This is a genomic window from Nocardioides luteus, assembly GCF_015752315.1.
Taxonomy (GTDB): domain Bacteria; phylum Actinomycetota; class Actinomycetes; order Propionibacteriales; family Nocardioidaceae; genus Nocardioides.
The window spans coordinates 5,656,978-5,678,528 of sequence record NZ_JADOVJ010000001.1 but is presented as its reverse complement, the minus strand read 5'-3'; the positions used below and the strand labels follow the sequence as shown (position 1 = coordinate 5,678,528).

Here is a 21,551-nt window from a genome sequence, read left to right as displayed (position 1 = left end):
CGGTGGTCAGGCGGCGGCGGGCAGGTCGCTGGTCTCCTCAGCCTCCTCCTCGGCGGGCAAGAAGCGTGCGATCAACACCTTGTACGCTCCGGCACCGATGAGTCCACCGACAAGCGGGGCCACGATCGGGATCCAGAAGTAGAGATCGCCGGCGGCGGTCACCCAGGCTCCGTCGTAGCCGGTGACGAAGGAGGCCAGTCGCGGGCCGAAGTCACGGGCCGGGTTGATGGCGTAGCCGGCGTTGGTGCCCCAGGCCATGCCGATCCCGACGATCACGAACGCGATCGCGACGGGCGAGAACCAAGCGATGGGCGCCGAGTTCTTCGCGTCGGTGATGGCCATGATGAGGAACAGCAGGATCGCGGTGCCGATCACCTGGTCTGCGAAGGCGGTGGTGAGAGTGACGCCGAGCGCGGCGTCGCCGTTGCCCGGGAGCGTCGAGAAGATGCCCTGGGTGGCGTGGGTGTGGCCGGGGTCGACGCTGGCGATGGCGTCCCCGTAGGCCGCGCGGACGATCAGGGCACCGACGAAGGCGCCGAGGATCTGGGCGATGCTGTAGGGCAGCACCTTGCGCCACTCGAAGTCGCCGAACACCGCCATGGCGAGGCTGACGGCCGGGTTGAGGTGGGCGCCGCTGATCCGTCCCGCGGTGTAGATGCCCAGCATCACCCCGATCCCCCAGGCCCAGGCGATCGAGTCGTGGTCGCCCAGGCCGCCGTCGCCGGTCACGACCTGCGCGACCACGCCGACGCCGAAGAGGATCAGGATCATCGTTCCGGCGAACTCGGCGCTGAGCTCCCCGATGAGCTTTCTGTCTGTCTTCATGCGCTGCTCCTGCCGTGTGGGGTCTGGCGGACCTGTGCACCGTAGGGAGGCGTGACGGGCGTCACAACGGGGTGCGTTCGGCATCGCCGAACGCGGCCGTGTTTCACCGGGTGGCACCCGGTCGGTCCTGGATCTCCGAACCCGGTGCCCGGAATTTGTTCGGCCCCTACGCTTTTACCCAATGTCTCGGACCGTGCAATCCGTCGAGCGGGCGGCTGCGCTGCTACGCGTGCTCTCCGCCGAGAGTGAACCGATGGCTCTCGGTGAGCTGGCGGCTGCGGTGGGGCTGGCGAAGCCGACGGCGCACGGGTTGCTGCGTACGTTGGCGGGGGCCGGGTTCGTCGACCAGGAGCCTGCGACCGGGCGCTATCTGCTGGGCTCCGGGCTGCTCCATCTCGGGTCCGTGACCCTGGACCTCAACGAGCTGCGCTCGGAGACGCTGAACTGGGTGGACACGCTGGCGGCGCGTACGGGAGAGGAGGCGCGGATCGCGGCCTACCGCGACGGCGCTGCCGTGGTGGCGCACCATGTCTTCCGGGCGGGGCCGGGGGTGCAGGTGATGGACACCGGCCGGTCGCTCCCATTGCACGCCACCGCCCTCGGGAAGGTGCTGGTCGCCTTCGATCCCGGCGCCGCCCGCAGCGTCGTCGGACAGCCGCTGGACCGGCTGACCTTCCGGACGATCACCGACCGGTCGGCGCTGCTGCGGGCGCTGGCGGACGCGCGCGACACCGGGTGGGCCTCGGCCGTCTCCGAGGCGCGCCCGGAGCTGGCCGGGATCGCGGCTCCGGTGCGGGACCGGGGTGGGTACGTGGTGGCGGCCGTGGGCATCGCAGGGCCGGTGGTGCGACTGTGCGACGCACGTGGACTGCCTCGCTCGGATCTCGTCGAGGAGGTCGTCGGCGTCTCCAGATCGATCTCGCGGGCGCTCGGTCACGGCCGGGCGGCATGAGTGTTCCGCGGTACGTGGCCGCGCTCGACCAGGGCACGACCTCGACCCGGTGCATGCTCTTCGACCGCGAGGGCCGGATGGTCTCGCTGGCGCAGCGGGAGCACCATCAGCACTATCCGCGCGCGGGCTGGGTCGAGCACGACCCCATGGAGATCTGGGACATCGTCCGCCGGGTGATGCCGGAGGCGCTCGCGGATGCGGGTGCTTCCGTGGACCAGGTCGTCGGGCTCGGGATCACCAACCAGCGCGAGACCACGGTGGTGTGGGACCGGCACACCGGTCGGCCGGTCCACAACGCCATCGTGTGGCAGGACACCCGGTCCGCCGCCGTGCTGCCCGCTGTCGCCGCCGACATGCCCGAGGCGGAGATCCAGGCTCGGAGCGGGCTGCCGTTGGTGACGTACTTCTCCGGGCCGAAGGTGCGCTGGCTGCTCGACTCGTCTCCGGCGTTGCGGGAGCGGGCGGAGCGCGGGGACCTGCTGTTCGGGACGATGGACTCGTGGCTGGTCTGGAACCTGACCGGCGGGGTCTCCGGCGGGGTTCATGTCACCGACGTGACCAACGCCAGCCGGACGATGCTGATGAACCTCCACACGCTCGACTGGGATCCGGAGCTGCTGGCGGCGATGCGGGTCCCGCGGGCGATGCTCCCCGAGATCCGGCCCACCGTCTCCTCCTTCGGGACCACGGTCGCGCCGATCGAGGGCATCCGGTTGACGGCGGTGATCGGCGATCAGCAGGCGTCGCTGTTCGGGCAGGCGGGGTTCGACCGCGGCGACGCGAAGTGCACCTTCGGCACCGGCGGGTTCCTGCTCCTCAACACTGGCACGTCGCCGGTGCGCTCGCAGCACGGGCTGATCACCACGGTCGCGCATGCGATGGAGGGTGAGCCTGCGGCGTACGCGCTGGAAGGCTCGATCGCGGTCGCCGGCTCGCTCGTGCAGTGGTTCCGCGACAGCCTCGGGCTGATTCGCTCGGCCGCGGAGATCGAGACCCAGGCGCTGACCGTCGCCGACAACGGTGGCTGCTACGTCGTCCCGGCGTTCACCGGCCTCTACGCACCGCACTGGGAGCCCGATGCCCGCGGCGTGATCGTCGGGCTGACGTCGTACGTCACGAAGGCGCACCTGTGTCGCGCCGTCCTCGAGGCGACCGCCTGGCAGACCCGCGAGGTCATCGACGCGATGAACGCCGACGCCGCCGCCCCGCTGACGCAGCTGGCAGTCGACGGCGGCATGACCGCCGACAACCTCCTCATGCAGACCATCGCCGACTTCCTCGACATCCCCGTCGTACGTCCCATGGTGGCCGAGACGGTCTCCCGAGGTGCCGCCTACGCGGCCGGTCTCGGGGCCGGCTACTGGCCCGACCGGCAGGTCCTGCGACGGCACTGGCGCCGGGCGGCCGAGTGGCGGCCCGCCATGTCCGCTGCCGCGCGGGACGCCGAGTTCGCTCGGTGGCGGCGGGCGGTCGAGCTGGCGATCGGGTGGGGTGCGTGAGACCTCTCTTGCGTCAGTCGTCCGTCGCCTCGGCGAGGGACTTGAGGGCGCGGAGCCTGGTGTCCCAGGCGTTGCCGATGCGGTCGAGCTCGTGGGCGAGGGCGTTGAGGCGGGAGCCGAGGGCGGCGTAGACGATCTCGCGGCCGCGGCGCTCGGCGGTGACGAGGCCGGCGTCGGAGAGTACGTCGAGGTGCTTGACGATCGCCTGGCGGCTGACCGGGAGCACCCGGGCCAGGGCGGAGGCAGACATGGTCTCCTGCCCCAGCCGGGTGAGGATGTCCCAGCGGGTCTGGTCGCCCAGGGCCGCGCACATCTCGGGAAGGGTGGGTGTGGTGGTCACGCGCGCGCCTCGGCGTACGTCTTGGCGACCTCGAGCTCCATGGCCCAGCCGTTGTCGTTGCCCTCGCGCTCCTTGAGCCAGACAGCGGGGTCGTCGGACAGGGCGGAGAAGCCGCTCTCCAGGACCTCGAGGGTCACCCCGCCGGCCGGGTTGTCCTTGATCCAGAACTCCACCAGGGTGCCCTCGGTGACGTCGCGGAACGGGGTGCCGAGCCAGCGGAACGCGGCGTAGCGCGGCTCGTCGAGCTCGACCGTGCGGAATCGGAACTCACCCATCGTGGGGTGGGTGACGACGGCGACCTCGGTGCCGTCGGGGGCGGCCTCGACGCGGGTGTCCGAGTCGTCGAGAACGGTGCCGTCGTTGACGAACCACCCCGGGCGGGTGATCAGTGACCAGACCTTCTCGGCGCTGGCCTCGATGTCGATCTGGCGGCTGATGCTGTCGAGCTCGGCGAGCTCCTCGGCGGTGTGAACCATGGGTCCTCCTCAGATAGTGGAACTGCAATCTCAGTGTTGCACTTCCACCAGCATCTTGCAACCTTCTGGTTGCAATACTGGTTGATCGGCGAAGAGCCGCAGGGTCGCGTACGCAGCGGCGAGCCACCCCACCAACAGTCCGAGCGTCGCAACCGCGGCCCCGATCTCGAAGAGCGCGAGGCCGGTCGCGGCGGCAAGAGCGCTGCTGCCCGTGGCGACGGTCCCGACCGGGAACGTGAACGACCACCAGGTCGCCGCCACCGGCAGGCCGTCACGGACCTGGCGCACCGTCAGCGCGAGCGCCAGCGCGCTCCACAGCACGGTGAAACCCCACACCGGAACGCCGTAGCAGACCGCGAGCATGCTGAGGGCGTGCCCGTAGCCGGGCACCACGGAGGGCGCGAGCACGCCGAGGTGATGGACCGCCGTGGTCGACTGGCCGAGGAAGCCGAGCACGATCCACACCGTGGGCACGGTCGCCGGAGCCAGCGCCCCGTGCCGGATCAGCCGCTGCCAGAGCTGGTTGAGCACTAGGAACCCGGCGATCACGGTCAGCCCGAAGAGGGCGTAGCAGACGAGAAGAAGGGTCCCGCGCGCCTCGCCGGCCGGGAGGTGCGGCACGAGAGCGGCGCCGGTCGTCGCCGAGACCATCGGCGGCACGACCGGCATCAGCCACGCCCCGGTGGCACTGTCGTCGGCTACCACGTGGCGGGTGATCGCCCGGTAGGGCACGGCCATCGCGGTCCCCAGGCCGAGGAGCGTGCCCGCCGCCCACAGGACCGCGCCCAGCCCGACCGCCGCGCCGGCACCGAGTACGTCGACCCCGACCCCGACCGCGCCGGTCCCGACGGTCATCAGTGCCATCGCCGGAGCTCCGTAGAAGTGGGACATCACCGGGTCGTCGTAGTGACGGCGCAGCAGCGAGCTGTCCTGCCGGACGGCGTGCAGCATCACCGCCACCGTGGCCGTCAGGAGGAGGCTCGCCGCCAGCCAGAACGCCAGCGCGACCGGCATCGCCCCCGGCACCCGGAAGGGAAGGCCGGGCAGGACGACGGCGACGATGCCGGTGCCCATCGTGGCTGCGTACCAGTTCGGACCGTAGGGGAGCCTCATGTCTCCATGCTCGGCGCGGGCGCGCGGCGCCGGTAGAACCCAGATGACTGTGGGCTCACAGGGATAACCTGTGAGCGTGCTGCCCGACCTTCCGTCCCTGCGTCTGCTCGCCGACGTCGCCCGCCTGGGCAGCATCGGCGCCGCGGGCCGGGCGGCGGGCATTTCGCAGCAGTCCGCCTCGGAGCGGCTGCGGGCGATGGAGACCCAGGTCGGGCTGGTGCTGGTGCAGCGGGCGCGGCGCGGATCGGCGCTGACCCAGGCGGGGAAGCTGCTGGTCGAGTGGAGCGTCGACCTGCTCGAGCGCGCCGACGAGATCGAGACCGCACTGCAGACGCTGCGAAGCGGCCGCTCCGACGAGCTGCACGTGCACGCGTCGATGACGACGGCCGAGTATCTGCTCCCCCGCTGGCTTGTACGTCTGCGGCAGCAGCGCCGGGTGGCGGTGAGCCTCCGGGCCGCGAACTCCGAGGACGTCGTCACCGCCGTGCGTCAGGGCGAGGCGGACCTGGGCTTCGTCGAGGGTCCCGTCGACACCGCGGGACTTGCCACCACGAAGGTCGGGGTCGACGACCTCGTACTGGTCGCGGGGCCCGATGACCGCTGGGCCCGACGCCGCGCCGGGATCAGCCCGCGAGAGCTCGCGACCCGCCCGCTGACCTGTCGCGAGCACGGCTCCGGCACGCGGGCGGTCGTCGAGTCAGCGTTGGCAACCGTGGGCGAGCGGTTGGCGGATCCCGAGGTGGAGTTCGCGACGAACGCCGCGATCCTCGCCGCCGTCCGCGCGGGCGGATCGCCGGCGTTCGTGTCGAGCCGGGCGACCCAGGCCGACGTCGACCTCGGCACCCTGGTCCGGGTGCCGGTGGCAGAGCTGGACCTGTCCCGGGAGTTCCGAGCCGTATGGGTCGGTGGCGGTCGCCCGCCCGCGGGACCGGTCCGCGACCTCCTCGCGATCGCCGGCGCCTGAGCCGAGGGAGCACCCCGGGGCGTACGTCCTTCTAGTCCCGGATCCGCTCGAGCTTGGTCCAGCCGGTGTAGCCGCGCTTCTCGACCAGGCGCATGAGGTCGCGGGCGACGGGGACCTGCTCGACGAACATCGAGTCGAGGAGGGCGGCGAGCTCGTCGGGCATGGCCTGGTCGCCGTCGACGTAGGCGGCCCAGTCCTCGTCGGAGACCGCGTTCATCTGGGCGACGATCTGGTCGGCGATGGTCTCCAGACGGGGGTCGCCGGGCTCCCAGTCGAGCATGGCCTCCAGCTCGCGGTAGGTCTCCACGACCGAGGGGTCGTCGAGCTGGCCGACCTTGTTGCGGATGAAGGCTTCCATGCTCTGCGGCTGCTGGGCGGCGACGAGGATCCAGGCGTCGCGCTCACCCTGGATCATCCGCTCCGGGATGCCGAGCTCGCGCATCCGCTCCAGATAGGCGACCGCCTCGGGCGGGAGGGCGAGGCCGTCACCGTGGACCAGCCGGGCGATCCGCTCGCGGTGGGCCTGCCGCTCGCGGATCTCGAGACGGAGGCGCTTGTCGATCTCGGCGACGGCCTTCTTGAAATCGTCGTCGCCGGCGGCCAGCAGCTCCTTGACACGGGAGAGCGGGACGCCGGCGTCGGCGAGGATGCGGATCTTGATCAGGTCGACCACAGCAGCGGCGTCGTAGCGTCGGTATCCCGAGTGGTCGCGCTCTGGCTCCACCAGCAGCCCTTTGGCGTGGTAGTGGCGCACGGCCCTGACGGTGACACCGGCGTACGACGCCAGCTGGCTGATCGTGAGCATTCCCGAATAGTGACGGGAAGGCCCGGGTTTGTCGCGTGGTTTAGGCAAACTTGCGGCGGTAGGCGGCGGTGGCCAGGACGTACGCGACGACCAGGAGGCCGACGCACCAGGCCAGTGCGATCCACAGCTCGTTGCCCAGGTCCTGACCGGCGAAGATCGCCCGGATGGAGTCGACGATCGAGGTGACCGGCTGGTGCTCGGCGAAGGCTCGCACCGGTCCGGGCATCGTGTCGGTCGGCACGAACGCCGAGCTGAGGAAGGGCAGGAAGATCAGCGGGTAGGAGAACGCGCTGGCTCCCTCGACCGTGCCGGCCGTGAGGCCCGGAACCACCGCGAGCCAGGTCAGCGCGAGGGTGAACAGGGCCAGGATGCCGACCACCGCGAGCCAGTCGAGCACGCTCGCACTGGTGCGGAAGCCCATCAGCAGGGCGACGAGCACCACCACGACCAGCGAGATCATGTTCGCGACCACCGAGGTGAGCACGTGACCCCACAGCACCGCGGACCGAGCGATCGGCATCGACTGGAACCGGTCGAACATGCCGCCGTTCTTGTCCTGGAAGAGACGGTAGGCGGTGTAGGCGATGCCGGAGGCGATCGTGATCAACAGGATGCCCGGTAGCTGATAGCTGACGTAGCTCTCGTGGGAGCCGGTGTCGATCGCGCCGCCGAAGACGTACACGAACATGAGCATCATGGCGATCGGGGTGATCGCGGTGGTGACGATGGTGTCGGGGCTGCGGCCGATGTGTCGCAGGGAGCGGCCGAGCAGGACGGCGGTGTCGCCGAAGAATCGGGTGTTCATCATGACTCCTTCACGGGGGTGGCGGACGCGCCGTTGGACTTGCTGGTGATGGCGAGGAAGATCTCCTCGAGGGACGGCTGCTTCTCGACGTACTCCTGCTTGGCCGGCGGGAACATCGCCTTGAGCTCGGCGAGGGTGCCGTTGGCGATGATGCGGCCCTCGTGGAGGATCGCGATCCGGTCGGCGAGCTGCTCGGCCTCCTCGAGGTACTGCGTGGTGAGCAGGACCGTCGTGCCGCTGTCGGCGAGCTCCTTGACGGTGGCCCACACCTCGATCCGCGCCTCGGGGTCGAGGCCGGTGGTCGGCTCGTCGAGGAAGATCACCGGCGGGTTGCCGATGAGGCTCATCGCGATGTCGATCCGGCGGCGCATACCACCGGAGTACGTCGCGACCTTGCGGTTGCCGGCCTCGGTGAGCGAGAACCGGGCGAGGAGCTCGTCGGCGACCGCGCCCGGGTTCTTCTGGCGGAGCAGCTTGGCGATCAGGATGAGGTTCTCGCGGCCGGTCAGGATCTCGTCGACGGCGGCGAACTGGCCGGTGAGACTGATGGACGTGCGTACGTCCTGGGCCTGGGTCGCGACGTCGAAGCCGTTGACCGTCGCCTGGCCGCCGTCCGCCTTGAGGAGCGTCGTCAGGATCTTCACGGTCGTGGTCTTGCCGGCGCCGTTGGAGCCGAGGAGGGCGAAGATGCTGCCCTTCTCGACGCTCAGGTCGACGCCCTGGAGGACATGTACGTCGCCGTAGGACTTGGTCAGTCCGGCGATCTCGATTGCTGGTGTCGGGTTCATGTCGAATAGCGTCGAGGGTTGACGCTGGGTCAAGGTCAAGGATTCTTTCTGACCTTTTTTCGACAGCCCCGATCGAGGCCTTCAGGAGCGTGGAACGCGGGTCTCAGGCGTAGACGTCCGCGGCCGCCTGCATGTGGGACTCCACGACGCCGAGGGCTGCCTCGGTGTCACCCCGTTCGATGGCGTCGACGATCGGCGCGTGCTGATCGCGGGACATGATCTCGGGCAGCTCGTCGGCCTTGTTGCTCATGATCGAGACCCGGATGCGCCCCTCCAGGTGGCGCCAGCTCTCCACGAGCATCGGGTTATCGGCGAGCTGGCACATCAGCAGGTGGAATCCCAGGTCAGACTCCAGCCGCTCGGCGAAGTCGGCCTTCTCGTCGGCCAGGCGCTCGAGCTCCTCGCGGAGCCGCGCCACCGCCTCCGCACGCCGCGGTGAGGCGATGATCGTCTTGACGGCGAGACCCTCCAGGGCGGTGCGTACCTGGTAGAGGCCGCGAACCTCCTCGGCGGTCATGCTGTAGACCTGCAGCCGGCCGCGGACTCCCGGCTCGACGAGGCCCTCCTGCTGGAGGTGGCGCAGCGCCTCGCGGACCGTGCCGCGGCTGATCCCGAGGCGGGTGGCGAGCTCGACCTCGCCCAGATGGTCGCCCGGGCGGTACTGCCCCGAGGTGATCGCCCCGCGCAGCGTCTGCAGCGCACGCTCCCGCAGGGTGCTGCGGTCCAGCTGGGTGAACGGCTCGGTCGTGGCCACGGTCGTCTCCTCCATCGGTTGCCGGCGTGCGTGGGCCGGCGCGGTTCATCGTACGCGGCGGGCTGTCGAAATGGCGACTGTCAACATTTATACACACGAGCTCTTGACAGGCGCTCGTGACGTGAGTCACTCTCGATGTCGACTGTTAACAGTCAACTGAACGAGGAGAGACAGACCTCTCCGTGACCCAGGGAGACTCAGATGGACGGGAAACCCCTCCCCGACCCCCACCTCGCCGCGGCTGCCAGCTGGCACCCGGTCGAGGGGACGCCCGCCAAGAAGCGCGTCGCGATGGGATCCTCCATCGGCGCGACGATCGAGACGTACGACTTCATCGGCTTCGGCACGGCTGCGGCGCTCTACTTCAACACCGTCTTCTTCCCCTCGAGCGACCCGCTCTCGGGCACCCTGCTCTCCTTCGCCACCCTCGGCGTCGGCTTCGCGGTGCGCCCGCTGGGCGGGATCGTTGGTGGCTACCTCGGTGACAAGATCGGTCGCAAGCCGGTCCTCGTCGGCTCGCTGCTCCTGATGGGCATCGCGACGGTGATGATCGGCCTGCTACCCACCTATCAGCAGGTCGGTGTCTGGGCCGGGGTCTTGCTGGTGGCCGTCCGCGTCGTCCAGGGCCTCGCCTTCGGAGCCGAGTGGGGCGGCGCGATCCTGATGACCTTCGAGCACGCGCCGTGGCGTCGCCGAGGGCTCTACACGGGCATCACCCAGGCCGGCTTCCCGGTCGGCCTGCTCCTCGCCAACCTGGCGTTCCTGGCCAGTGTGCCGCTGGGCGACCAGTGGGCGTGGCGGGTGCCGTTCCTGCTGAGCGCCGTGCTGATCGTGGTCGGCATCGTGATCCGACTCAAGGTCGAGGAGTCGCCGGAGTTCGAGGAGATCAAGAGCGAGGGCGAGGTCGCCAAGAACCCCCTCCTCGAGGTGCTCCGCACCGACTGGCGCAACGTCCTGCGCGCCTTCTGCCTGCGCATCGCCGAGACCGCCGGGTACGCCGTCTCGGTCACCTTCCTGCTCTCCTACCTCGAGAGCGAAGACCTCGCCGAGCGACCGGTCATCCTCACCGGCCTGCTGCTGGCGGCCGGGCTCGGGATCGCCGCCACCACCCTCTGGGGCGCGCTCACGGACCGGATCGGGCGCCGGCCGGTCTACGTGTTCGGCACCATCGTGACGCTGGCGTGGGGCGTACCGCTGTTCCTGCTGATCAACACCGGGACCGCCGCGCTCATCGTGATCGCGTTCGTGATGAGCTACACGATCTGCCAGAACTCGCTGGCCGGCGTGCAGGGCGCCTGGTTCTCCGAGCTGTTCGCGGTCAAGACGCGTACGTCCGGAGCGTCGCTCGCCTACCAGCTCTCCGCCGTCGTCTCCGGCTTCACGCCGCTGATCGCCACCGCCCTGTACGCCGGGGTCGGCTGGATCGGCCCTGCATTGCTGCTCTCGGCCTACGGCCTGCTCGGTCTGGTCGCCGCGGTGATCACCGCGGAGACCTGGGGCCCGAAGGAGCGCGCCGAGGTCGCCGAGCTCGAGCGGGTCGCAATCGCCTCGCGCGGTGCCACTCCGTCCGCCCCGACCCACCAGGTCGCCCCGCCGGCGACCGCCACCTCCGAAGGAAAGTGACCGATGACCTCCACAGACACGATCGCCGAGGCACCGACCCGGCAGAAGCGGATCTCGCGCCTGCGGGAGTCGGCCCACCGGATCCGGCACAACGCGCTGCTGATGGGCGAGGTGCAGGGCCAGGGCTACATCGGGCAGGCGCTCGGGGTCGCCGACATCCTCGCCGTCGCCTACTGCGACCGGCTCCGATTCCGACCCGAGGACCCCGAGTGGGTCGGCCGCGACCGGTTCCTGCTCTCCATCGGCCACTACGCGATCGCGCTCTACGCCGCGCTGGCCGAGGCCGGCACCATCCCGGTCTCCGAGCTGGAGACCTATGGCTCCGACGAGTCGCGGTTGCCGATGTCGGGCATGGCGTCCTACACCCCCGGGATGGAGATCTCCGGCGGGTCGCTCGGCCACGGTCTCACCGTTGCCGCCGGGATGGCCCTGGGGCTGCGCCGACTGGGGAGCGAGTCCCGGATCTTCAACCTGCTCTCCGACGGTGAGCTCGACGAGGGATCGACCTGGGAGGCGGCGCTGGAGTGCTCCAGCCACGAGCTCGACAACGTCACCGCCATCGTGGACGTCAACGCGCTGCAGGCCGACGGCCCGACCGCCACCGTGCTCCGCACCGAGCCGGTGACCGACAAGTGGCGTGCCTTCGGGTGGCACGCCGTCCGGGTCGACGGCAACGACATCGGCGCTCTCGTCGACGCCTTCGACGAGGCGGCCGCTCATCGGGGGTCGCCGAGCGTGATCGTCTGCGACACCCGGATCGGCCGCGGCGTACCGCTCCTGGAGAACCGGGAGAAGGCCCACTTCATGCGGGTCGAGGAGCACGAGTGGCAGATCGCCCGCACCCAGCTCGAGGAAGGTTTCACCCGATGACCAGCACCGTTGCCCCCGCCGTTCCCGCTCCCGTGAAGAAGAAGCTCACCACGTCGGCGATGATCGCGTCCTTCGCGGACCCGGGACAGAAGACGACGCCGGCCCCGTTCGGCCACGCGCTCGCGGCGCTGGCCGAGGAGCGACCCGAGATCGTCGGGCTCTCCGCGGACCTGGCGAAGTACACCGACATGCACATCTTCCGCGAGGCCCACCCGGAGCGGTTCTTCCAGATGGGGATGGCCGAGCAGGCCCTGCTCGGCGCAGCCGCCGGCATGGCCGAGGTGGGGCTGGTGCCGTTCGCGTCGACGTACTCCGTCTTCGCCACCCGGCGGGCCTACGACTTCCTCTGCCTCGACATCGCCGAGCCCGGGCTGAACGTGAACGTCGTCGGGGCGCTCCCCGGACTGACGACCGGCTACGGTCCCAGCCACCAGGCCACCGAGGACCTCGCCATCCTGCGCGCCTGCCCGAACCTCACCGTCGTCGACCCGTGCGACGCCGTCGACCTCGAGCAGGCGGTGCCGCAGCTGGCCTCGCATGCCGGGCCGACCTATCTCCGGCTGCTGCGCGGCGCGGTGCCACGGGTGCTCGACGAGTACGACTACACCTTCCAGCTGGGCAAGGCAGCCGAGCTGCGTACCGGGCGTGATGTCGTGCTCATCTCGACCGGGCTGATGACCATGCGCGCCCTGCAGGCCGCCGAGCGGCTGGAGAAGGACCACGTCGACGTCTCGGTCCTGCACGTGCCGACGATCAAGCCGCTCGACCGCGAGGCGATCATCGCCGCCGCTTCCGGCGATCGGCTGGTCGTCACCCTCGAGAACCACACCGTCGTCGGCGGGCTCGCCGAGGCGGTCGCGTCCACGCTCGCCTTCGCCGCGGTCGGCCGCCGGATCGTGCCGATCGCGCTTCCGGACGAGTTCCTCGCCGCCGGAGCCCTGCCCACACTCCACGACCGCTACGGGCTGTCGACCGCCTCGATCGTCGATCGCGTCCGCACCGAGCTCACCCACTGACCAGGAGAACTGACATGTCGAAGAGCACTGCCATCGTCACCGGCGCCGCCTCCCGTCGCGGCATCGGCCGCGCCACCGCACACGCCCTCGCCGCCGCCGGCTGGGATGTCGCCATCCTCGACCTCGACGAGGTCGCTGCCAAGGAGACCGCTGCCGAGATCGCCTCGCAGCACGGCGTCGCGGCCCACGGCCTGGCCTGCGACGTCACCGACGAGACCTCCGTCGAGGCCGCCGTCGCCGAGCTCGAGCGCTCCGCCGCACCGATCGGCGCGCTGGTCAACAACGCCGGCATCACCTCACCGGTCCCGTTCCTCGAGGTCAGCGCTGCCGAGTGGGACCGCGTCTTCGCGGTCAACGTACGCGGCGCCTTCAACATCACCCACCGGGTCACGCCTGGCATGGTCGAGCGCGGCTTCGGCCGGGTCGTCTTCCTCTCCTCCGTCTCGGCCGAGCGCGGCGGCGGGGTCTTCGGCGGGGTGGCGTACTCGGCCGCGAAGGCCGGACAGCTCGGGTTCGCCAAGGCGCTCGCCCGCGAGGTCGGTCAGTACGGGATCACCGTCAACTCGGTCGCCCCTGGGCTCATCGACACCGACATCACCGGCGGCGCCCTCGAGGGCGAGCGCAAGGCCAAGCTGATCGAGGGCATCCCGGTCGGCCGCAACGGCCGCGTCGAGGACGTCGCCGACCTGATCACCTTCCTGTGCCGGCCGGAGTCGGGCTACATCACGGGCGTGACGTACGACGTCAACGGCGGGTCACACATGCACTGACGCTCCCGACCCCACGGTGAGTCAGTCGTTGCTCTCGACGGCCTTCATCGTGGGGCGGGAGACCCCGATTCATCAACGGCTACCTGCCAAAGCCAGGAACCCGAGTACACCGAGCGCAAAGCTCCAGACGAGTTGAAGAGCAAGGATTGGGCCAGCAAAGGTGTGCCCGATCAGGACACTGGCTGTGAGCGCGAGGATGCAGGCGGCGCCGCCGACAAGTGCAGCCGCCAAGGAAACGATCGCCAGCGGAACCGGCCGGCGCCCACGGAAGGCGGCGGAGTACGAGAACACCATCAGCGTCAGCCATCCGATGAAGGTGGCTCCGGCCGCAGCAACGAAAGCCGTCAACGGCATTCCCGAGAGTTCGCCAGCGCTGAACGATGTGGTGATGGCGGTCGACGCCGCGAATGAGACCGTGAACAGCACGACGAACGCCAAGACCACCCGCAATGTGCGCGTCGTCTTGCTCGGGTCTGCAAACCCGCGCCCGCGCACAGCCTGTCTACGACCCACTTCGTGCCTCAGCAACCTTCTGACGTAGCCAGTCAGGAGTGCTCTCCTCGTCGCGCGGAAAGGCTTCGAGGTCGAGGGCGTACAGCTCGGGGTGCACGGTGCGGCGCCACACGGGCTCGTCGTCGCGATTGAACGAGGCGTTGGCCGAGATCTTCTCGCCGTTGCCGTCGATGTTGGTGATGGTCCATCGCCCCGAGAACCAGGCGCCCCTTCCGGGCCGGTACATGACCCGCCTGAGCTCGTCGATCGACGGGACGACCACGTCCGGAGGCACGGAGTAGTCGATGTAGCCACCTGGTCGATGGATGTCGATGCGGCCGTTGGAGAGACCCAGGAGATTGCGGTGGTTGAAGACGAGCATCGTCCAGTCGCCGTCGACCTCGTCCGGGAGGCGGATGGCGATCTGCTCGAAGAGCTGTTCCTGCCGAACCACCGAAGGAGCGGTCACATCGATCACTGACATTGCCGAGCCCTTTCGTCGTCGGGGCGTACGTCCACAGTCACCCGATCCGGCTCCGGGACACCGAGGTCAGCAGTGTCTCGCACGACACCGGCACAGCGCTTCATCTCGCGGTCGAAGTCACACATCAGGAAGTCGGCCGGTTTGCCTTCGCTGGGCTTGCGAGCCGTGACGTACGTCTTCTGTTCTTGACGGTCAGTCGTTGCTCTTGACGGCCTTCATCGTGGGATGGGAGACCATGCGGTGGACGCCCGGGAGCGGGTACATCTTCTCGGTCTGGAAGCGTTCGAAGGCGTTGCTGTCGGCGACGTCGACGCGGATCACGTAGTCGATCTCGCCGTAGACGCGCCGCATCTCGGTGACCTCCTCGTAGGAGGCGACCTTCTCCTCGAACTGCTCGACGACCTCCCTGCTGGTCATCGTGATCTGGACGAGCACGTAGACGCAGAACTCCCGCCCCGAGGCCACCGGGTCCAACCGGGCCCGATAGCCGGCGATCACCCCGGACTCCTCCAGGCGCCTGACCCTGCGCAGACACGGCGCAGGTGTCAGGCCCACCCGAGAGGCCAGCTCCACGTTGCTCAACCGACCGTCGATGGTGAGTTCACGGAGAATTGCTCGGTCGGTGGCATCGATGCTCGTCATATTGCTCAGTATCCGCCACTGAGGACATTATCGGCAATCAAAGTGCGCCGAATGAGCGATAGAATGGCGTGCATGGTGGAACAACTGGTCGCCTTCGCGGCCACCTCGCTCGTCGTCATCGTCGTCCCCGGCCCGGACATGATGCTGACGCTGCGCAACGCCGCCCGCAGCGGACGCGCCGGGGCCCTCTGGACCGCGGCCGGCATCATGACCGGCCTCGCGATCCTCGGCACCGCCGCCGCCCTCGGCATCACCGCCCTGCTGACCGCCTCTCCCACCCTGTTCCAGATCGTCCGGGTCGCCGGCGGCGTCTACCTCGTCTACCTCGGCGTCCAGGCCCTGCGCGCCTACGTCCGCGCCCGCCGCGAGCATCGGACCCCGGGCGTATCGGCAGCCGCAGCCGCCATCGCCCGCCCGAGGCCGGGTGGCATCGCACGCTCGGCATGCTTCCGCCAGGGCCTGCTGAGCAACCTCCTCAACCCGAAGGTCGCCGCCTTCTACCTGTCGCTGTTCCCGCAGTTCGACCTCTCGCCGCTGACGCCGCTGGCCCAGCACATCGCTCTCGCGGCGACCTTCTGGCTGCTCTGCCTGGTCTGGTACGCCGCGCTGATCACCGTCATCACCCGGCTCGCTCCGCGCCTGCAGTCACCGGCCTTCGCACGGCGTACCGAAGGGCTGGCGGGCACCGCGATGACCGGGCTCGGCGCGCTCGTGCTCACCGGGTCAGCGTGACCTTTGACTTCAAGTACTTGAAGTTCTTAGCGTCGTCGACGTGACTGCATCGACGACTCGGACGTACACGATCCGGGAGGTGGCGACGCTGACCGGGCTGCCGGCCAGCACGCTGCGCTACTACGAGACGATCGGGCTGATCGAGCCGGTCAGCCGCGGCGCGAGCAGCGGCCATCGGGTCTACGACGAGACCGACCTGGATCGCCTGACCGGCGTCGCGTGCCTCGCCGCGATCGGCCTCTCGATCGACGACATGAGGACGTACGTCGGCAACAGCCGTCTCGGGCGCGACGGCGCGCGCGAGCAGATCGACATGCTCACCGAGCATGCCGCGCACCTCGCCCGGGAGGCCGAGTTTCTCGAGCTGCGGCGGGCGTACGTCGGTCTCAAGACCGACTACTGGCGAGCCGTCGCAGCCGGCGACGAGGTGCGCGCCGATCAGATCGGCGAGCAGGCACACGCGCTGGCAGGCCAGATCCGCAGCCGCGAGAACCATTGATCCACCCCCATCTCAGACCCAGGAGAACATCCATGCGCGTCAACGCGTACGCAGCCCCCTCCGCCGGTGAGCCGCTGGCCCCGACCACCATCGAGCGCCGCCCGGTCGGGGAGAACGACGTCCTCATCGCGATCGAGTACGCCGGCATCTGCCACTCCGACATCCACACCGTCAACGGCGACTGGGGCCCGCAGCCGTTCCCGGTCGTCCCGGGCCACGAGATCGTCGGCCGCGTCACCGAGGTCGGCTCGGCCGTCACCAACCACCAGGTCGGCGACCGCGTCGGCGTCGGCTGCTTCGTCAACTCGTGCCGCGAGTGCGACAACTGCCGCAACGGCGACGAGCAGCACTGCTCGACCCCGGGCGGCGGTGTCGGGACGTACGCCGCGAAGGACCGGGACGGCTCCTTCACCCAGGGCGGCTACTCCACCCATGTCGTGGTCGACGCGCACTTCGCGCTCAAGGTGCCCGAGAGCTTGGACGCCGCGGCCGCGACGCCGCTGCTGTGCGCCGGCATCACGACGTACGCCCCGCTGAAGCGCTGGGGCGCGGGCCCCGGCAAGAAGGTGGCGATCGTCGGGCTCGGCGGCCTCGGCCACATGGGCGTCAAGATCGCCCACGCGATGGGCGCCGAGGTCACCGTGCTCTCGCAGTCGCTGAAGAAGCAGGAGGACGGTCTGCGGCTCGGTGCCGACCACTACTACGCCACCTCCGACCCGGCGACGTTCGAGACGCTGAAGAACAGCTTCGACCTGATCGTGAACACGGTCAGCGCCGAGATCCCCGTCGACGACTACCTCGGCCTGCTCGCCGTGGACGGCACGCTGGTCAACGTCGGCGCCCCGCCCGCGCCGCTGAGCGTCAACGTGTTCTCGCTGCTCACCAACCGCCGCAACTTCGCGGGCTCGATGATCGGCGGCATCCCGCTGACCCAGGAGATGCTCGACTTCTGCGCCGAGCACGGCATCGGCGCCGACGTCGAGGTGATCGCGGCGGAGCAGATCAACGAGGCGTACGCCCGGGTCCTGGCCTCCGACGTGCGCTACCGCTTCGTGATCGACACGGCCACGCTGGCCTGAGCGCGTCCTAGCCCCAGTGGGCGGGCCGGTCGTGCCCTGCGGGCAGGCGGGTGCTCCCGTCTCCTCGCAGGGCATTGACCTGCGCCTGGCTGAGGAAGAGCGCCCGCGAGAGGTCCGCGCCCGCGACGGCCGCGTCCCGGAGATCCGCGCCGAGCAGGTCGGCGTCGGTGAGATCGACGCCGCGCAGGTCGGCGGCCACCAGGAGCGCGCCCCTGAGGTCGGCACGGCGCAGGTCTCTCCGGCGCAGGTCACGACCGAGCAGGTCGGCACCCGCCAGCGCCTGGCCTGCGGGGTGGCGCACCTCGGCGCTCACCCGGCGGAGCGCGCCCCCGACCGCCGAGCGGAGTGCGCCGACGTCGGTGGCGAGGACCTGGTCTGCGGAGCCGCCCGCCGCCGAGGAGATCCGGGCGGCCAGCTCGGCGAGGTCGGGTGACGTGCTGCGCTCGACCGCCTCCTGGAGCAGCGCCAGCATCTCGTGCAGCTGCCGCATCACCGCGAAGACGTCGAACATCTCCTGCCGCGACGCCGGCTCGGTGCGCCAGTCCGCACCGCCGAAGGTCACCTGGGTGACCTGCTGACCTGCGCCGAAGCACTCGAACACCGTGCACCCGGCATACCCGCGGTCCCGCAGCTGTTCGTGGATCCCGCAGCCGAAGTCGGGTCCGAGGTGGCGGCACGGGTCGCCGCCGGCCTTGTCCTCCGGGAAGTCCGCCGAGCGGGCGAAGGGCAGCGCCACACAACACAGGCCCGCGCAGCGGGAGCAGTCGGACCGGTACGTGCTCATCGGAGGCAGATTAGCCCTCCGGCCCGGCGGCGCCGCGCTCCGGTCAGGCGAGGGCGTCGACGATGGCGGCGAAGGCCACCGCGTGCCCGCGGGCGTTGCCGTGGATGCGATCGCGGGCGTAGATCGACGCGTCGGCCGACAGCGGGTGGTGGTGGGTGTCGATGTGGATGCCACCCAGGTTCTGGGTTACGTCGGCGGTGATCCGGTCCAGGGCGTCGAACCGCTCGGCCATCTCCACGGCCTGGTCTGCGGGCACGAGCCCGGAGCGGGCGAGGTCGAAGAGCCCGACGGTGAGGACCGTGGCGCCGCTCTCGGCCAGCGGCGCGAGGAGCAGCTCGAGCTGCGTACGCAGGTGGTCGGGGTCGAACGGGTTGAACGCGTCGTTGCCGCCCGCGCTCACGAGCACGGCGTCGGGCGCGAACGCCAGGGCCGGCTCGAGCTGGACCTCCCGGATCTCGGCGACGGTCAGGTAGGGGATGGCGAGGTTCACCGACTCGAACCCGGGGCGGGTGCTCGCCAGCGCCTCCACGAGGCGATCGGCGAAAGACGCGTCCCGGTAGCCGTCCAGCGGACCCCTCACCCCGGCGGTGACGCTGTCACCGAGCACGGCGAAGCGCTGCCACGGCTGGTGACGGAGGCGGTCGGCGGCGGCCTCGGGGTCGACGCAGTGCGGATCGGTCGCCTCCAGCTCGAAGCCGCCGGCCAGTTCGTGGGTCGTCATGAAATGAGATTAAGCGCACGATCGTACGTTATGCAATAGCGATCGGTCGTGCGCTAAAATCGAAGGCATGGCAGGACGTGCGTCCGCGCAGGCGGCACTCGAGACCCGACGGAGCGTGCTCAAGGCAGCAGCCGACCTGGCCTCCGTCGAGGGTCTGGACAGCGTGACGATCGGGCGGTTGGCCGACATCGTCCAGATGAGCAAGTCGGGGGTGATCGGGCAGTTCCGCACCAAGGAGACCCTCCAGCTGGAGACGGTCGAGATGGTCTTCGCCGACTTCCGCACCCGGGTCTGGGACACGGTCAAGCGGTTCCCGGCGGGCCTCCCCCGGCTGCTGGCCACGTGCGAGGCCTGGACCGAGTACGCCGCCGACCCCGGCTATCCCGGCGGGTGCCTGATGACGCAGGTGACCTATGACTACGACGGCCGCTCCGGCGTCGTCCACGAGCGACTGCTCGAGGGACGCACCCAGTGGCGGGCCGCGCTGCGCGCCGACGTCACCACCGCCGTGCAGGCCGGCGACCTGCCGGAGGACACCGATGTGGAGGCGGTCGTGTTCGGGCTCGAGTCGCTCGCCTCGTTCATCACCCCGGCCCTCCTCCTGCACGGTGACGACCGGGCCGCCGACCACGCCTACCAGGGGATGCGCCGGATCATCGGCGCCACGGAGAAGGAGAACCTATGAGCCACATCGATGTCATCGTCCTGGGAGCAGGGCCCGGCGGCTACACCGCGGCGGTGCGCGCCGCCCAGCTCGGCCGGTCCGTCGCCGTCGTGGAGGACAAGTACTGGGGCGGCGTCTGCCTCAACGTCGGGTGCATCCCGGCCAAGGCGCTGCTGCGCAACGCCGAGATCGCCCACATGCTGACCCACCAGAAGGACGCCTTCTCGATCCGCGGCGACGCGAGCGTCGACTACTCCGGGAGCTGGCAGCGCAGCCGCCGGGTCGCCGACGCGAGCGCCAAGGGCGTCCACTTCCTGATGCGGAAGAACAAGATCACCGAGATCGACGGCTGGGGCACGCTCGCCGCACCGCAGGCCGACGGCACCCTGGCGATCGAGGTGACCGGCCGGGACGGCGTCACGACGACCTACACCTGCGACGACCTGATCATCGCGACCGGCGCGACCGTGCGCAGCGTGCCCGGGGTCGTCCCCAACGGGCAGAACATCGTGACGTACGAGGAGCTGATCCTCACCGAGGAGCTGCCGGAGTCGATCGTCATCGGTGGTTCCGGTGCGATCGGCGTCGAGCTCGCCTACGTGATGAAGAGCTTCGGCGTGGACGTCACCATCGTCGAGTACGCCGACCGGATGGTCCCGACCGAGGACGCCGACGTGTCCAAGGAGCTGCTGCGGCAGTACCGGAAGCTCGGCATCACGGTCCTCACCTCGACCGCGGTGACGCGGGCCGAGGACACCGGGTCCGGGGTCCGCGTGACCGTCTCTCCCGTCGGGGACGCAGGCGAGACCGTCCTCGAGGCGGACACGATGCTCGCCGCGTTCGGCTTCGCGCCGCGGGTGAGCGGCTACGGACTGGAGAAGCTCGGCGTCGAGCTGACCGACCGTGAGGCCATCGCGATCGACGACCGCGGACGTACGAACGTCCCGCACGTGTACGCCATCGGCGATGTCACCGGGAAGCTCATGCTCGCCCACGTCGCCGAGGGGATGGGCGTCGTCGCCGCCGAGACGATCGCCGGCGTGGAGACGATGCCGATCGACATCGACATGGTCCCGCGGGCGACCTTCTGCCAGCCGCAGATCGCGTCCTTCGGCTACACCGAGGCGCAGGCCAAGGAGAAGGGCTACGACGTCAAGACCGCCACCTTCCCGTTCTCCGCGAACGGCAAGGCGCGCGGCCTCGGCGAGACCGTCGGCTTCGTGAAGGTCGTGGCCGACGCCGAGCACAACGAGCTGCTCGGCGCCCACGTGATCGGCCCCGACGCCACCGAGCAGCTGCCCGTCCTGACCCTGGCCCAGCAGTGGGACCTCACCGCGGACGAGGTCGCGCGCAACGTGTTCGCCCATCCGACGCTCTCCGAGGCGGTCAAGGAGGCCGTCCACGGGATCGCGGGCCACATGATCAACCTCTGACCCGCCCGGCGAGGTCGGACTAAGGTGCCGGATATGAGCATCCCGGTCGCACTGTCCGATCTCGCCGCCACGCTCGAGCGCTTCGGCAGCGGGTTCCTGCTGACCACCGCGGGCGAGCGGATCAAGGTCGTGGTCGTGGACCCGGTCGTCGAGGGCTCGTCCCTGCGGATCTCCGACCCCGGCGGCGGCACGCGGGCGAACCTCGCGAGCAACCCGGTGCTCACCCTGACGTACGCCCCGCTCACGCCGCGCGAGCACGCGCTGATCGTCGACGGCACCGGTCTCGTGGACGGCTCCGACGTCGTGGTCACCCCGACCGGCGCGGTGCTGCACCGGCCGGCGTCGCACGCCTCCGGGCCGGTCCCCGAGGACGGGTGCGGGCAGGACTGCCGCCCGGTCGGCTGACGGCGTCCGTAGGCTC

26 protein-coding genes are annotated in these 21,551 nt (G+C 70.0%); 13 read left to right on the top strand and 13 right to left on the bottom strand.

The annotated features are described in order from the left end of the window. Positions 1-6: 6 nt before the first annotated feature. On the bottom strand, positions 7-825 hold the full coding sequence (locus HD557_RS27235) for an MIP/aquaporin family protein (RefSeq protein ID WP_008355330.1): 819 nt from the start codon (positions 823-825) through the stop codon (positions 7-9). Positions 826-1,006: 181 nt separating this feature from the next. On the opposite strand from HD557_RS27235, the gene HD557_RS27230 reads away from it, so the two are divergent. After that, a complete protein-coding gene (locus tag HD557_RS27230) occupies positions 1,007-1,777 on the top strand; it encodes an IclR family transcriptional regulator (protein ID WP_008355331.1) in 771 nt (256 codons plus the stop codon). Further along, positions 1,774-3,276 carry a glycerol kinase GlpK gene (glpK, locus tag HD557_RS27225; protein ID WP_008355334.1) on the top strand — a complete coding sequence of 501 codons (1,503 nt, stop codon included), beginning with the start codon at positions 1,774-1,776 and terminating at the stop codon, positions 3,274-3,276. The genes HD557_RS27230 and glpK overlap by 4 nt, the downstream gene beginning before the upstream one ends. Before the next feature lie 13 nt (positions 3,277-3,289). Here glpK and HD557_RS27220 read toward each other — a convergent pair whose 3' ends face one another. From HD557_RS27220 to HD557_RS27210, 3 genes are read right to left on the bottom strand one after another with little or no spacing between them, the layout of a single operon-like run. Further along, positions 3,290-3,616, bottom strand: coding sequence for an ArsR/SmtB family transcription factor (locus HD557_RS27220; RefSeq protein ID WP_008355336.1), 327 nt, complete (start codon positions 3,614-3,616; stop codon positions 3,290-3,292). Beyond that, positions 3,613-4,092, bottom strand: a complete 480-nt coding sequence (locus tag HD557_RS27215) for a toxin (protein WP_008355337.1) — start codon at positions 4,090-4,092, stop codon at positions 3,613-3,615. The genes HD557_RS27220 and HD557_RS27215 overlap by 4 nt, the downstream gene beginning before the upstream one ends. A gap of 30 nt (positions 4,093-4,122) precedes the next feature. Continuing rightward, positions 4,123-5,205, bottom strand: coding sequence for a TDT family transporter (locus tag HD557_RS27210; protein ID WP_008355340.1), 1,083 nt, complete (start codon positions 5,203-5,205; stop codon positions 4,123-4,125). A gap of 70 nt (positions 5,206-5,275) precedes the next feature. Between HD557_RS27210 and HD557_RS27205 the strand changes: the two genes are divergently transcribed. Beyond that, complete coding sequence (locus HD557_RS27205) at positions 5,276-6,169, top strand: LysR family transcriptional regulator (protein WP_196876158.1); 894 nt, start codon at positions 5,276-5,278, stop codon at positions 6,167-6,169. 31 nt (positions 6,170-6,200) lie between these two features. Here the strand turns inward: HD557_RS27205 and HD557_RS27200 are convergent, their stop codons facing one another. The 4 genes from HD557_RS27200 to HD557_RS27185 all read right to left on the bottom strand — a co-directional run bounded on the left by HD557_RS27200 (position 6,201) and on the right by HD557_RS27185 (position 9,321). Continuing rightward, entirely contained in the window at positions 6,201-6,974 is a 774-nt protein-coding gene (locus HD557_RS27200; RefSeq protein ID WP_008355344.1) for a MerR family transcriptional regulator, read from the bottom strand. Between the two features lie 40 nt (positions 6,975-7,014). Beyond that, positions 7,015-7,779 (bottom strand): ABC transporter permease, encoded by a 765-nt coding sequence (locus tag HD557_RS27195; protein ID WP_008355346.1) that lies wholly within the window; start codon positions 7,777-7,779, stop codon positions 7,015-7,017. Then, positions 7,779-8,567, bottom strand: a complete 789-nt coding sequence (locus HD557_RS27190) for an ABC transporter ATP-binding protein (RefSeq protein WP_008355348.1) — start codon at positions 8,565-8,567, stop codon at positions 7,779-7,781. Before HD557_RS27190 ends, HD557_RS27195 begins: the two co-directional genes overlap by 1 nt. Positions 8,568-8,670: 103 nt before the next feature. Next, positions 8,671-9,321, bottom strand: coding sequence for a GntR family transcriptional regulator (locus HD557_RS27185; protein WP_008355349.1), 651 nt, complete (start codon positions 9,319-9,321; stop codon positions 8,671-8,673). A gap of 201 nt (positions 9,322-9,522) precedes the next feature. Between HD557_RS27185 and HD557_RS27180 the strand changes: the two genes are divergently transcribed. The 4 genes from HD557_RS27180 to HD557_RS27165 are packed head-to-tail and all read left to right on the top strand — an operon-like array spanning position 9,523 to position 13,600. Beyond that, positions 9,523-10,944 carry an MFS transporter gene (locus HD557_RS27180; protein ID WP_008355351.1) on the top strand — a complete coding sequence of 474 codons (1,422 nt, stop codon included), beginning with the start codon at positions 9,523-9,525 and terminating at the stop codon, positions 10,942-10,944. Positions 10,945-10,947: 3 nt separating this feature from the next. Beyond that, positions 10,948-11,814 (top strand): transketolase, encoded by an 867-nt coding sequence (locus HD557_RS27175; RefSeq protein ID WP_008355353.1) that lies wholly within the window; start codon positions 10,948-10,950, stop codon positions 11,812-11,814. Then, the gene (locus HD557_RS27170; RefSeq protein ID WP_008355354.1) at positions 11,811-12,830 is read left to right on the top strand and encodes a transketolase family protein; all 1,020 of its coding nucleotides are present in this window, start codon (positions 11,811-11,813) and stop codon (positions 12,828-12,830) included. The genes HD557_RS27175 and HD557_RS27170 overlap by 4 nt, the downstream gene beginning before the upstream one ends. 14 nt (positions 12,831-12,844) lie before the next feature. Then, on the top strand, positions 12,845-13,600 hold the full coding sequence (locus HD557_RS27165; RefSeq protein ID WP_008355356.1) for an SDR family NAD(P)-dependent oxidoreductase: 756 nt from the start codon (positions 12,845-12,847) through the stop codon (positions 13,598-13,600). 72 nt (positions 13,601-13,672) lie between these two features. On the opposite strand, the gene HD557_RS27160 is transcribed toward HD557_RS27165, so the two are convergent. The 3 genes from HD557_RS27160 to HD557_RS27150 form a co-directional block, all read right to left on the bottom strand. Further along, positions 13,673-14,038, bottom strand: coding sequence for a hypothetical protein (locus HD557_RS27160; RefSeq protein WP_231380480.1), 366 nt, complete (start codon positions 14,036-14,038; stop codon positions 13,673-13,675). A 64-nt stretch (positions 14,039-14,102) separates the two neighbouring features. Beyond that, positions 14,103-14,576, bottom strand: coding sequence for an agglutinin cell wall attachment protein (locus HD557_RS27155; protein ID WP_231380479.1), 474 nt, complete (start codon positions 14,574-14,576; stop codon positions 14,103-14,105). 192 nt (positions 14,577-14,768) lie between these two features. Next, positions 14,769-15,218: an Lrp/AsnC family transcriptional regulator gene (locus tag HD557_RS27150; RefSeq protein ID WP_008355362.1), complete on the bottom strand. Its 450-nt coding sequence runs from the start codon at positions 15,216-15,218 to the stop codon at positions 14,769-14,771. 72 nt (positions 15,219-15,290) lie between these two features. On the opposite strand from HD557_RS27150, the gene HD557_RS27145 reads away from it, so the two are divergent. Genes HD557_RS27145 through HD557_RS27135 form a run of 3 tightly spaced genes read left to right on the top strand, consistent with a single transcriptional unit; the run spans position 15,291 to position 17,528 of the window. Next, complete coding sequence (locus tag HD557_RS27145; protein ID WP_196876156.1) at positions 15,291-15,950, top strand: LysE family translocator; 660 nt, start codon at positions 15,291-15,293, stop codon at positions 15,948-15,950. A 40-nt stretch (positions 15,951-15,990) separates the two neighbouring features. After that, positions 15,991-16,449, top strand: coding sequence for a MerR family transcriptional regulator (locus tag HD557_RS27140; protein WP_307785722.1), 459 nt, complete (start codon positions 15,991-15,993; stop codon positions 16,447-16,449). 32 nt (positions 16,450-16,481) lie between these two features. Further along, on the top strand, positions 16,482-17,528 hold the full coding sequence (locus tag HD557_RS27135) for an NAD(P)-dependent alcohol dehydrogenase (RefSeq protein WP_196876155.1): 1,047 nt from the start codon (positions 16,482-16,484) through the stop codon (positions 17,526-17,528). A 7-nt stretch (positions 17,529-17,535) separates the two neighbouring features. Here the strand turns inward: HD557_RS27135 and HD557_RS27130 are convergent, their stop codons facing one another. Continuing rightward, on the bottom strand, positions 17,536-18,312 hold the full coding sequence (locus tag HD557_RS27130) for a pentapeptide repeat-containing protein (protein ID WP_196876154.1): 777 nt from the start codon (positions 18,310-18,312) through the stop codon (positions 17,536-17,538). 43 nt (positions 18,313-18,355) lie between these two features. After that, the gene (locus HD557_RS27125; RefSeq protein WP_196876153.1) at positions 18,356-19,033 is read right to left on the bottom strand and encodes an SGNH/GDSL hydrolase family protein; all 678 of its coding nucleotides are present in this window, start codon (positions 19,031-19,033) and stop codon (positions 18,356-18,358) included. Between the two features lie 67 nt (positions 19,034-19,100). On the opposite strand from HD557_RS27125, the gene HD557_RS27120 reads away from it, so the two are divergent. From HD557_RS27120 to HD557_RS27110, 3 genes are read left to right on the top strand one after another with little or no spacing between them, the layout of a single operon-like run. Next, complete coding sequence (locus HD557_RS27120) at positions 19,101-19,718, top strand: TetR/AcrR family transcriptional regulator (RefSeq protein WP_008355375.1); 618 nt, start codon at positions 19,101-19,103, stop codon at positions 19,716-19,718. Continuing rightward, positions 19,715-21,130, top strand: coding sequence for a dihydrolipoyl dehydrogenase (lpdA, locus tag HD557_RS27115; RefSeq protein WP_196876152.1), 1,416 nt, complete (start codon positions 19,715-19,717; stop codon positions 21,128-21,130). Before HD557_RS27120 ends, lpdA begins: the two co-directional genes overlap by 4 nt. A 33-nt stretch (positions 21,131-21,163) precedes the next feature. Next, positions 21,164-21,535 (top strand): hypothetical protein, encoded by a 372-nt coding sequence (locus tag HD557_RS27110; protein ID WP_008355378.1) that lies wholly within the window; start codon positions 21,164-21,166, stop codon positions 21,533-21,535. Positions 21,536-21,551: the final 16 nt, after the last annotated feature.

Coding starts and splice junctions, on each gene's coding strand:
- HD557_RS27170 (WP_008355354.1), top strand. CDS start 11,811: ATGACCAGCACCGTTGCCCCCGCCGTTCCCGCTCCCGTGAAGAAGAAG.
- HD557_RS27190 (WP_008355348.1), bottom strand. CDS start 8,567: ATGAACCCGACACCAGCAATCGAGATCGCCGGACTGACCAAGTCCTAC.
- HD557_RS27135 (WP_196876155.1), top strand. CDS start 16,482: ATGCGCGTCAACGCGTACGCAGCCCCCTCCGCCGGTGAGCCGCTGGCC.
- HD557_RS27110 (WP_008355378.1), top strand. CDS start 21,164: ATGAGCATCCCGGTCGCACTGTCCGATCTCGCCGCCACGCTCGAGCGC.
- lpdA (WP_196876152.1), top strand. CDS start 19,715: ATGAGCCACATCGATGTCATCGTCCTGGGAGCAGGGCCCGGCGGCTAC.
- HD557_RS27150 (WP_008355362.1), bottom strand. CDS start 15,218: ATGACGAGCATCGATGCCACCGACCGAGCAATTCTCCGTGAACTCACC.
- HD557_RS27130 (WP_196876154.1), bottom strand. CDS start 18,312: ATGAGCACGTACCGGTCCGACTGCTCCCGCTGCGCGGGCCTGTGTTGT.
- HD557_RS27165 (WP_008355356.1), top strand. CDS start 12,845: ATGTCGAAGAGCACTGCCATCGTCACCGGCGCCGCCTCCCGTCGCGGC.
- HD557_RS27175 (WP_008355353.1), top strand. CDS start 10,948: ATGACCTCCACAGACACGATCGCCGAGGCACCGACCCGGCAGAAGCGG.
- HD557_RS27120 (WP_008355375.1), top strand. CDS start 19,101: ATGGCAGGACGTGCGTCCGCGCAGGCGGCACTCGAGACCCGACGGAGC.
- HD557_RS27235 (WP_008355330.1), bottom strand. CDS start 825: ATGAAGACAGACAGAAAGCTCATCGGGGAGCTCAGCGCCGAGTTCGCC.
- HD557_RS27145 (WP_196876156.1), top strand. CDS start 15,291: ATGGTGGAACAACTGGTCGCCTTCGCGGCCACCTCGCTCGTCGTCATC.
- HD557_RS27230 (WP_008355331.1), top strand. CDS start 1,007: ATGTCTCGGACCGTGCAATCCGTCGAGCGGGCGGCTGCGCTGCTACGC.
- glpK (WP_008355334.1), top strand. CDS start 1,774: ATGAGTGTTCCGCGGTACGTGGCCGCGCTCGACCAGGGCACGACCTCG.
- HD557_RS27155 (WP_231380479.1), bottom strand. CDS start 14,576: ATGTCAGTGATCGATGTGACCGCTCCTTCGGTGGTTCGGCAGGAACAG.
- HD557_RS27210 (WP_008355340.1), bottom strand. CDS start 5,205: ATGAGGCTCCCCTACGGTCCGAACTGGTACGCAGCCACGATGGGCACC.
- HD557_RS27215 (WP_008355337.1), bottom strand. CDS start 4,092: ATGGTTCACACCGCCGAGGAGCTCGCCGAGCTCGACAGCATCAGCCGC.
- HD557_RS27195 (WP_008355346.1), bottom strand. CDS start 7,779: ATGAACACCCGATTCTTCGGCGACACCGCCGTCCTGCTCGGCCGCTCC.
- HD557_RS27125 (WP_196876153.1), bottom strand. CDS start 19,033: ATGACGACCCACGAACTGGCCGGCGGCTTCGAGCTGGAGGCGACCGAT.
- HD557_RS27200 (WP_008355344.1), bottom strand. CDS start 6,974: ATGCTCACGATCAGCCAGCTGGCGTCGTACGCCGGTGTCACCGTCAGG.
- HD557_RS27180 (WP_008355351.1), top strand. CDS start 9,523: ATGGACGGGAAACCCCTCCCCGACCCCCACCTCGCCGCGGCTGCCAGC.